Source organism: Kocuria sp. CH-021 (assembly GCF_049716185.1).
GTDB classification, from domain to species: domain Bacteria; phylum Actinomycetota; class Actinomycetes; order Actinomycetales; family Micrococcaceae; genus Kocuria; species Kocuria cellulosilytica.
The window spans coordinates 25,562-35,310 of record NZ_JBNAFK010000006.1; the positions used below are offsets into that span (position 1 = coordinate 25,562).

Sequence of the window (9,749 nt, forward strand, 5' to 3'; positions counted from 1 at the left end):
GCTCTGAAAACTCCCGGGCCAGGTACTGGATCCCGGCTCCCGGTGCGGTGCTCAGGCGTGCGCGGCCCCCACGGCGCCGCGGGCCCGGCGGCGGCGGAGCACGACCGCCGCGAACAGGGTCAGCCCGAGCAGGACCAGCCCCAGGGAGGTCCACACGTGCACGCGCTGGCCCAGCACCATGAGGGCCGGGTCGATCCGCAGGAACAGCTCGATGAGCATCCGCCCGAGGCCGTAGTGCACGAGGTAGAGGGCGAACAGGCGGCCCCCGTCCAGGCGGAACCTCCGGTCCAGCGCCAGCAGCAGCACCACGCCGAGCAGGTTCCACAGGGACTCGTAGAGGAACGTGGGGTGGAAGAGCGTGTCCGCCGGAAGCCCGGCGGGGAAGTTCGCGCCGGAGGGGTCGATCTCGAGCCCCCACGGGAGGGTGGTGGGCCGCCCGAACAGCTCCTGGTTGAACCAGTTGCCCCAGCGGCCGATCGCCTGGGCGAGCAGCAGCCCGGGGGCGGCGGCGTCGGCGAAGACCGCCAGGGGGATCCCGTGCCGGCGGCAGACCCACCACGCGGCGAGGGCCCCGAACGCCACGGCCCCCATGATCCCGAGGCCGCCCTCCCAGATCCGCAGCGCGTCGAGGGGGTCGGCGCCCGGGCCGAAGTAGCCGGCCGGGTCGGTGATCAGCACGTGGTACACCCGGGCGCCCACGATCCCGGCGGGCACGGCCCACATCACGATGTCCCACACGATCTCCGGGTCCAGCCCCCGGGCCGCCCAGCGGCGCGTGGTCAGCCACAGCGCGGCCGCGATGCCCAGGAGGATGCACAGGGCGTAGGCGTGCACGGTCAGGGGGCCGACCGAGAAGCCGGACCAGTCCGGGGAGGGGATGCCCTGCCGGAGCGGGGCGCTCATCAGGGCGGGCACGGGGGGAACGGCGCTCAGCAGCATGCGGTGGGGCCTCGGCTCGTGGGGTCGTCGGGACGGGCGGCCCGGCCCCCGTGCAGGGGCGGGGCCGCCCGGTCACGCTATCAGGAGCGCCCGGCCAGTTCCCGGGTCAGGGCGCCCACGGCCTCGGGGCCGCCGTCGGCCAGCGCCTGCACGAGCGCGGTGCCCACGATGACACCGTCCGCGTACGCGCCGATCTCCTCGACGTGCTCCCGGCGGGAGACCCCCAGGCCCACGCAGACGTGCTGGGCGCCGGCCGCGCGCGTGTCGGCGACGAGCTGCTCGGCGACGTCGGAGACGGCGTCCCGGGCCCCCGTGACGCCCATCACGGAGACCGCGTAGACGAAGCCGCTCGCGGCCTTGACCACGAGGTCGAGGCGTTCCCGGGAGGAGGAGGGCGCCACCAGGAAGATCCGGTCCAGGCCGTGGGCCCGGGACGCGGCGAACCACTCGGCGGCCTCGTCCGGGATCAGGTCCGGGGTGATCATGCCCGCTCCCCCGGCCTCGGCGAGCCGCCGGGCGAAGGTGTCCACGCCCATCTGCAGGACCGGGTTCCAGTAGGTCATCACCACGGGCACCGCGTCGGTGCGCTCGGCCACGGCGCGGACCACCCGGAACACGTCGGCCACCCGGAAGCCGTTGGCCAGGGCCGTCGTCGTCGCGTGCTGGATGACCGGCCCGTCCATGACGGGGTCCGAGTACGGGATGCCGATCTCGATGACGTCCGCGCCGTTGGTGCCGAGGGCCACGGCCGCCTCGATGGACTCCTCCACGGTCGGGAAGCCCGCCGGGAGGTAGCCCACCAGGGCCGGCCGGCCCTGCGCGCGGCACTCGGCGAGGCGGGCGGAGAGCCGCGAGTCCGGGTCGGCGCTCAGGCCCGGCGGTAGGATGCGGGAGGCGAGGTCCGCCCCGGAGGTCTCGTGTCGGGTGGTGCTCACAGTCGCTCGCCCTTCTCGCCGAGCTCAGCCTCGGCGCTGTCGTCCGGGAGCATCCCGAACCATTCCGCGGCGGTCGCCACGTCCTTGTCGCCGCGCCCCGAGAGGGAGACGACGACGATCTTCTCGGCGGCCGCCTCCGGCCCGAGCTCCTCGACCCAGCGGCGGCCGATCTTCAGCGCCCCGGCCAGGGCGTGGGAGGTCTCGATCGCGGGGATGATGCCCTCGGTGCGGCACAGCAGCCGGAAGGCCTCCATCGCCTCCGAGTCGGTGATCGCCTCGTAGCGGGCCCGCCCGATGTCGTGCAGGTACGAGTGCTCGGGGCCCACGGCCGGGTAGTCCAGGCCCGCGGAGATCGAGTGGGACTCGAGGGTCTGCCCGTCCTCGTCCTGCATGAGGTAGGTGCGGGCGCCGTGCAGCACGCCGGGCCGGCCCAGGGAGATCGTGGCGGCGTGGCGTCCGGACTCCACGCCGTCCCCGCCGGCCTCGAGGCCGTACAGCTCCACGGAGGGGTCGTCCAGGAAGCCGTGGAAGATGCCGATCGCGTTGGAGCCGCCGCCCACGCAGGCCGCCACGGCGTCCGGGAGCCGCCCGGTCTGCGCCAGGACCTGCTCGCGGGTCTCCTCGCCGATCTGCTCGTGGAAGTAGCGCACCATGGCGGGGAACGGGTACGGCCCCGCCGCGGTGCCCAGCAGGTAGTGGGTGTGCTCGACGGAGGCGACCCAGTCCCGCAGCGCCTCGTTGATGGCGTCCTTGAGCGTGCGGGAGCCGTTGGTCACGGGCACCACGGTGGCGCCCAGCAGCTCCATCCGTGCGACGTTGAGGGCCTGCCGCCGGGTGTCCTCCTCGCCCATGTAGACCACGCACTCCATCCCGAACAGCGCGGCCGCGGTGGCCGAGGCCACGCCGTGCTGGCCGGCGCCGGTCTCGGCGATCAGCCGGGTCTTGCCCATCCGCCGCGCGAGCAGCGCCTGGCCGAGCACGTTGTTGATCTTGTGCGAGCCGGTGTGGTTGAGGTCCTCCCGCTTGAGGAAGATCCGGCACCCGGCCTCGGCGGCGAAGCGCTGGGCCTCGGTGAGCAGGGAGGGCCGGTTCGAGTAGTCGCGGGAGAGCCGCTGGAACTCGGCGATGAACTCCGGATCCGCCTTCGCCTTCTCGAAGACGTCCGTCAGCTCGTCGAGGGCGGCGATGAGGGACTCCGGCATCCACCGGCCCCCGAAGTCCCCGAAGTACGGCCCGGGGGCCTCGCGCAGGGAGGACGCCTCCGCGGCGACGGCCTCCGCCTCGGCCTCGGGGACGCGCCGGGCGGCCCGCGCGGCGGCGCCGGCCGCGCGGAAGCTCGTGATGGTCGCGGCCGGCTCGGCGCTGCGCACGAGGGCCTCCCCCACCAGGACGGCCTTGGCCCCGTGCGAGGCGTAGAGGGCGATCTGCTCCTCGCCCTCGACCCCGGACTCGGCCACGATCACGGCGTCCTGGGGCAGGAGCCCGGCAAGCCGGCCGAAGGTCTCGACGTCGGTGTCGAGCGTCTTGAGGTTGCGGACGTTGACGCCCACGATGCGGGCGCCCACGGCGACCGCGCGCTCGATCTCCTCCGGGGTGTGCGTCTCGACCAGCGCGTGCATGCCCAGCTCGTGGGTCAGCGCGAGGAAGCGGCGCAGCTCGTCGTCGGAGAGCGCGGCGACGATCAGCAGCACGAGGTCCGCCCCGTGGGCCCGCGCCTCCCAGATCTGGTACTCGTCCACCGTGAAGTCCTTGCGCAGCACGGGAACGCCCACGGCCGCGCGCACGGCGTCGAGGTCGGCCAGGGAGCCGTTGAAGCGCCGCTGCTCGGTCAGCACGGAGATCACCGAGGCGCCGCCGTGCTCGTAGGCCGCGGCCAGGCGGGCGGGGTCGTCGATCGGGGCCAGCGCGCCCTTGGAGGGGCTGGAGCGCTTGACCTCGGCGATGACCTGCACGGCGTCCGCGCTGGGTCCCCGCAGCGCCGTCTCGGCGTCCAGGGCCGGGGGCCGCTGCGCGGCCGCGCGGCGGAGCTCGTCGAGGCCGACCTGCGCGCGGCGCTCGGCCAGGTCCGCCCGGACGCCCTCGATGATGGCGTCCAGGACCGTCCCGGTGCTCTGTTGCGACATGGTTTCCTGTCCTCTCGGCGGCGCGGGCCGCCCTGGTGCGTTCGTGGGGTGCGGGCCGGTCGGGACGGCGGCCGGCTCCCGACGGGAGCCGGCCGGCCCGGGCGCGTGCCGCGCCCCCCGTGGCCGGCTCGCGCCGGCCCGGTCTCAGCCCTGGTGGTTGCGGGCCTCGTGCTTGCGCTGCTCGGAGCCGCTGCCGTGGCCCATGGAGCGGAGCACGGCACCGGCCACGAGCCCGACGGCGACCAGCACGATGCCCACGATCAGCAGGACGGTGCTGCCCACCGTGAAGCCCACCACGCCGACGATGACGCCCAGCGACATGATGCCGATGGTCACCCACGCGGCCAGCGTGTTGCCGTGCCCCACGAAGCCGGTGTGGTCGAGGACGATCTCGTTTCCGTTTGCCATGTTGTTGCACTCCCGATTTCCCTGCCGGAGCCGGCCGGCTCGGCTCGCACGGCCCCGGCGGGGCGCGGCGGTTGCTGACAGTCTGTCCAGCCCCATTGTGCCACCCCCGGGGCCGCGCCCGCGCACGCCCCACGGGACTCCGGGGCGTGCGGCCTCCCGCGGCGGCGGACCCGCGCCCGGGGTGGTCGGAGGCTCAGGCGGTGGGGTCGCGGCCCTCGGTGAGGGCGTCCCAGGAGTCGATCTCGTCCCCGCGGCGGACCGTCCCGGCCGGGGACCCGTCCGGCCCGGCGCGCTCGTAGCGGCGGGCCGCGGTCCACGACCGCCCCGCGACCAGGGCCCAGCCGCCGCACACCGCCACGAGCGCCGCGGCGGCCGCGGCGAGCCACGGCCAGACGGTCACGGCGAAGTCACCGCCGGCGTTGATCATCCCGGTGGCCTCGCCCACGGCCGTCTGCACCGCGCCGGCCGGGTCCGCGAGCACCGCCACGGACGCCGCCAGGGCGCCGAGACCGGCGAGCAGCACCACCGAGGCCACCACGGCGCGCAGCACCCGTCCGGAGATCGCCGTGGTGAGGGCGCCGGCGGCGGCGACGAGACCGAGGGCGGTGACGGCCGGGGCGGCGTCGGACCCGGCGACGTCCACGGTCACGGGCTGCAGCGTGGTCTGCACCGTGGCGGAGACCCACGTGGCGGCCGAGCAGGCGAACACGGCCAGGGCGGCCACCAGCGTGGCGAGCACCACCGTGGACCGCCGGGACAGCGCCACCCGCAGGGACGCGCGGGCCTCAGGCACGCCCGGCCCCCGTTCCCGGCACGGCCACGCGGTCGAGGTCCAGGGCCTGCAGCCGCTCGGCGAGCATGACCGCCCGCAGCGGCGCGGTGGCCTTGTTGAGGGACTCGAGGGCCTCGGTCTCGGGGTCCGAGTCGGCGACGATCCCGCCGCCGGCCTGCACGTAGGCCTTGCCGTCGACGAGCAGGGCCGTGCGGATGGCGATGGCCATGTCCATGTCCCCCGCGAAGTCGAGGTAGCCGACCACGCCGCCGTAGACGGCGCGGCGCAGGGGCTCGTACTCGTCGAGCAGGCGCAGGGCCCGGGGCTTGGGCGCGCCCGAGAGGGTTCCGGCGGGGAACGTCGCGGCGAGCACGTCGTAGGCCGTGGCGTCCGGGCGCATCCGGCCCACCACGTTGGAGCACAGGTGCATGATGTGGCTGAAGCGCTCCACCTCCATGAACTCGGTGACCTCCACCGAGCCCGGGACGGCGATCTTGGAGATGTCGTTGCGCGCGAGGTCCACGAGCATGAGGTGCTCGGAGCGCTCCTTCTCGTCCTGGAGCAGGTCCCGCTCCAGCGCGACGTCCTCCTCGACCGTGCGCCCGCGCGGGCGGGAGCCGGCGATGGGGTGGGTCACGGCCTGGTCGCCGGTGACGGTCACGAGCGCCTCCGGGGAGGAGCCCACGACGGCGAAGGGACGGCCGTCGGCGTCCTCGAAGCTGTACAGGTACATGTACGGGCTGGGGTTGATGGCGCGCAGCATGCGGTACACGTCGAGGGAGTCGGCCGTGCACTCGGTCTCGAAGCGGCGGGAGACGACGATCTGGAAGATGTCCCCGTCCACGATGGCCTTCTTGCCCTCCACGATGGAGTTCATGAACAGGGTGCGGTCCCAGCTCTGGTCGACCTTGGACTCCAGGTCACCGCGGATCTCGTCGGTGCCGGTGAGCGTCGAGGCCGTGGCGTGGCCGAGGGGCCGGGCGAGCTGCTCCAGCATCGCGTGCACCCGGTCCACCGCGTCGGCCCAGGCCTCGTCGACGCGCTCGTCGGTGTCGTCGAAGTTGACGGCGTTGGCCACGAGCATCACGGTGCCGTCCGTGTTGTCGTGGATCGCGATGTCCGAGACCAGGTTCATGGCCAGCTCGGGGATCCGCAGGTCGTCCTCGGGCGGGTGCGGGAGCTTCTCCCAGCGGCGCACGGCCTCCCAGCCCACGAAGCCCACGAGCCCCGAGGTCAGCGGCGGGACGTCCTCGAAGCGCTCCGTGTGCAGCAGCGCCATGGTGTCCCGCAGCGCCTCGACCGGGTTGCCGCCGGTGGGGGCACCGGCCGGGGCCTGCCCGATCCAGTGCGCCTCGCCGTCCCGCGCCGTGAGGGTGGCCCGGGAGTTCGCGCCGATGAACGAGTACCGGGACCACACCCCGCCCTCGGCCGCGGACTCGAGCAGGAACGTGCCCGGCCGGGCCGCCCCGTCCTCGAGCGCGAGCGCCCGGTAGAGCCCGATCGGGGTCATGGCGTCCGCGAGGATCTTGACGCGGACGGGGATGACGCGGCGCTCCGCGGCGAGCGCGCGGAACTCCTCGAGGGTGGGGCTGATGGTGCCCAGGTCCTGCATGGGTGTCGACCTGACTTCCTGGTGGCGGACGGGAGTACGGGGGTGGGCGGGTCAGACGGCGGAGACGGCGCCGAGGTCGCGGCCGTCGAAGCAGCTGCGGGTGCCGGTGTGGCAGGCCGCGCCGGTCTGGTCGACCCGGACGAGCAGCGCGTCGCCGTCGCAGTCGAGGCTGACGCTGTGCACCGCCTGGACGTTCCCGGAGGTGTCGCCCTTGCGCCAGTACTCCTGGCGGGAGCGGGACCAGAACGTCACGCGTCCCTCCGTGAGGGTCCGGCGCAGGGCCTCGTCGTCCATCCAGCCCAGCATCAGCACCTCGTGGGTGTCGTGCTGCTGCACCACGGCGGCCACGAGGCCCTGGGGGTCGCGCTTGAGCCGCCGGGCCACGGCGGGGTCGAGGACGTCGGTTCCGGGGTCGGGGGTCTGCTCGCTCATCGCCACCCATCCTATCGACCCGGCCGCACGCCCCGGGCCGGGACCGCCCGGAGGGGCCGGCGGGACCGCCCGGAGGGGCCCGGCGGGACCGCCCCGGGGCGCTCAGGAGCTCCTGCGCGGGCCCGGCCGGACGGTGGGCAGCCGGGTGGCGGCCACGGTCAGGAAGGACACCGCGAGGATCAGCACGGACAGCCCGAGGGCGTAGGTGCCCACCGCCCGGTAGCCGCCCACGAGGGCGGGGTCGAGGAAGAAGTACGGGTACCAGCCCACCATCTGCCCCCGGACCAGGGTGTAGACGGCCCACAGAGCCGGGAACACGGTGGACGCCCAGGTCGCGGCCCAGCGCAGCCGCCGGCGGCCGGGGCCCAGCAGGAAGTCGGCCACGGCGTAGACGGGCAGCACGAAGTGCAGCACCTGCGAGGACAGCGGGACGAGGAAGAAGTGGCCGAACAGCTCCGCGTTGGCGAGCAGCACCCCGAAGACCGTCCCGGACACCACGGTGTAGGTGGTGGCGATCGCCCGGAGCCCGGTCAGCCAGCCCGGCTCCTCGGCCCCGGCGGCGGTGTGCAGCAGGGCCAGCAGCAGGGCCGCCACCAGCAGGAGGGCGCTGTGGATCGTGAAGTAGCTGAACAGGTTGGAGCCCAGGCAGGTGCGCGTCACGAAGGCGCACTCGGACCGGGAGACCAGGGCCCAGACCGCGACCGCCAGGGCGCAGGCCCGGGCCGCGACGACGACGACTCGCACGTTCGACCTCCTCCCGGCCCTCCGGGCTCCAGGATAGGAGTCCCGGCGGCGGGATCCGTCCGCTCCGGGGCCCTGCCGGGGCCGGACGGTGGAGTTTATGGTGGGAGCAGGACCAGATCGGCGACGGCGGACGGGACACCAGGACGATGCGCTCCAGGACGGTGGCGGGGCGGCGGCGCGCGGCCCCCGGCGCGGTGGCGGCCGTTCTCGCCGTCGCGCTGGTGGGCGGGTGCGGGGACCCCGGCGCGCCGGGCACCCCGAGCGGCTCCCCCGGCGCCACGGCCGCGCCGGCGACCTCCTCCGCCGGGACGCCCGCGCCGGGACCGTCCGGGCCGTGGGGCGCGTACCCGGACCGGCGGGAGGCGTGCGCGGCGGTCGCCGACGACCTCCTGGCGCTCGCCCTGCTGCCGGCCGGGCTCTCGGCCGGTCCGACCGTGGCGGACGTCCAGGACGTCGAGGACGAGGTGGAGGCCGTGCGGGACGCCGCTCCGCCGGCGCTGGCCGCGGACCTCGCGCGGGTGCAGCTGCTGGTCGACTCCTACGGCGAGGCCCTGGCGGAGGACCCGTCGGCCCGCTTCGACGGGCAGGCGCTCGACGAGGCGCTCGCGCCCGTGCGGGACTGGCTGGACGAGACCTGCCGGGGCGGGGCCTGAGCCGGCGGGCTCAGCGGTGCAGCGTGGCGCTGGGCGCCTCGCCGAACCGGGTCCGGTAGGCGGTCGCGAAGCGCCCGGCGTGGGCGAAGCCCCAGCGCGCCGCGACGGCGGCGACCGTCTCGTCCGCGACCGGGTCGGCGCGGAGCAGGTCGCGGCGGGCGGCGTCCAGGCGGGCCTCCCGCAGGTGGCCGACGGGCGTGCGGCCGAGCTCCCGGCGGAACGCGGCCTGCAGCCCGCGCGGGCTCATCCGTGCCGCCGCGGCGATCTCGGCGAGGCCGATGTCCTCGTGCAGGTGCTCCTCAACGAAGGCCACCGCCCGGCGCAGCTGGGCCGGCAGCGCCGGTGCGCCCGCGGGAGGCGCCGGCTGCGCGAGAAAGGTGTTCGGGAAGCAGTGCAGCAGCGCCGTGGCCAGCGACCGGAACGCCTCGGCCCGCACCAGCGGGGTGCTCAGCGCCTCGGCGTTGGGCAGCAGGTCCTGGTGGAAGTGCCGGACCTCGGAGAGCCAGTACCGTGTCAGCTGCGGGGACGCCGGCGTGCTGCCCGTGAAGCGCAGTCCGAAGGCCGGCTCGCCCAGCAGGCCGCGCGCGAGGTCCCGGACGGCGTCCGCGTCCAGGACCACGGTGCCCAGCTCCAGCAGCCCGTCCCACCGGCCGCCGTACAGTCCCTGCGGCAGCAGGAACGGCAGGGCCGTGCTGATCTGCTCCCTCCCGGCGCTGACCGTCAGCCGCCCGGTCAGCACGTGCACCACGGAGTACGTGCCCGAGACGTCGCCCGTGCCCGAGGACGCCGAGGTGGCCAGCCGGAACCCGTGCGCCAGGAGGGGGCCCGTCGAGGCCGCGGCCATCCGCAGCTCGAACGATCCGTCGACCGGCGCCCGCATGCCGAGGCCGGTGTAGAGCTCGGACATGGCCGCGATGCCCCGGTCCGGATCGCGGGTGGAGAACGACGTCCGCCGGAGCGGGCCGCCCGGCGCGCGGGGGTCCTCCCCCGGCCCGGAGCTCTCGGAGGTGCTCATCGGTCTCCCCCGCGCGTGGGGGGGCCGCCCCCCGGCGGGGGGGCGGGCCCCCCGGGGGGGCGCGGGGGGGGGGGGGGGCGCGCCCCCCGGCCCCCCCCCCCCCGCCCGGCCCCCCC

Annotated in this window: 10 protein-coding genes; 1 reads left to right on the forward strand and 9 read right to left on the reverse strand. The window is 75.4% G+C overall.

The features are described 5' to 3' along the window. Nucleotides 1-51 precede the first annotated feature (51 nt). The 8 genes from lgt to ACPYN7_RS06020 form a co-directional block, all read right to left on the reverse strand. Nucleotides 52-939 (reverse strand): prolipoprotein diacylglyceryl transferase, encoded by an 888-nt coding sequence (gene lgt / locus ACPYN7_RS05985; protein ID WP_058873636.1) that lies wholly within the window; start codon nucleotides 937-939, stop codon nucleotides 52-54. Nucleotides 940-1,019: 80 nt separating this feature from the next. Then, nucleotides 1,020-1,874: a tryptophan synthase subunit alpha gene (gene trpA, locus ACPYN7_RS05990; RefSeq protein WP_157571326.1), complete on the reverse strand. Its 855-nt coding sequence runs from the start codon at nucleotides 1,872-1,874 to the stop codon at nucleotides 1,020-1,022. Further along, complete coding sequence (trpB, locus tag ACPYN7_RS05995) at nucleotides 1,871-3,997, reverse strand: tryptophan synthase subunit beta (RefSeq protein WP_424347029.1); 2,127 nt, start codon at nucleotides 3,995-3,997, stop codon at nucleotides 1,871-1,873. Before trpB ends, trpA begins: the two co-directional genes overlap by 4 nt. Before the next feature lie 144 nt (nucleotides 3,998-4,141). Continuing rightward, nucleotides 4,142-4,405, reverse strand: coding sequence for an HGxxPAAW family protein (locus tag ACPYN7_RS06000; protein ID WP_058873638.1), 264 nt, complete (start codon nucleotides 4,403-4,405; stop codon nucleotides 4,142-4,144). A gap of 193 nt (nucleotides 4,406-4,598) precedes the next feature. Then, nucleotides 4,599-5,198 carry a Trp biosynthesis-associated membrane protein gene (locus ACPYN7_RS06005; RefSeq protein WP_424347030.1) on the reverse strand — a complete coding sequence of 200 codons (600 nt, stop codon included), beginning with the start codon at nucleotides 5,196-5,198 and terminating at the stop codon, nucleotides 4,599-4,601. Beyond that, on the reverse strand, nucleotides 5,191-6,789 hold the full coding sequence (locus ACPYN7_RS06010; protein ID WP_424347031.1) for an anthranilate synthase component I: 1,599 nt from the start codon (nucleotides 6,787-6,789) through the stop codon (nucleotides 5,191-5,193). Before ACPYN7_RS06010 ends, ACPYN7_RS06005 begins: the two co-directional genes overlap by 8 nt. A gap of 51 nt (nucleotides 6,790-6,840) precedes the next feature. After that, nucleotides 6,841-7,221, reverse strand: coding sequence for a phosphoribosyl-AMP cyclohydrolase (gene hisI, locus ACPYN7_RS06015; RefSeq protein ID WP_424347032.1), 381 nt, complete (start codon nucleotides 7,219-7,221; stop codon nucleotides 6,841-6,843). A 102-nt stretch (nucleotides 7,222-7,323) separates the two neighbouring features. Further along, on the reverse strand, nucleotides 7,324-7,965 hold the full coding sequence (locus tag ACPYN7_RS06020; RefSeq protein ID WP_424347033.1) for a Pr6Pr family membrane protein: 642 nt from the start codon (nucleotides 7,963-7,965) through the stop codon (nucleotides 7,324-7,326). 146 nt (nucleotides 7,966-8,111) lie between these two features. Between ACPYN7_RS06020 and ACPYN7_RS06025 the strand changes: the two genes are divergently transcribed. Then, the gene (locus tag ACPYN7_RS06025; RefSeq protein ID WP_424347034.1) at nucleotides 8,112-8,618 is read left to right on the forward strand and encodes a hypothetical protein; all 507 of its coding nucleotides are present in this window, start codon (nucleotides 8,112-8,114) and stop codon (nucleotides 8,616-8,618) included. Between the two features lie 10 nt (nucleotides 8,619-8,628). On the opposite strand, the gene ACPYN7_RS06030 is transcribed toward ACPYN7_RS06025, so the two are convergent. Then, nucleotides 8,629-9,633 (reverse strand): helix-turn-helix transcriptional regulator, encoded by a 1,005-nt coding sequence (locus ACPYN7_RS06030; RefSeq protein WP_424347035.1) that lies wholly within the window; start codon nucleotides 9,631-9,633, stop codon nucleotides 8,629-8,631. Between the last annotated feature and the right edge of the window lie 116 nt (nucleotides 9,634-9,749).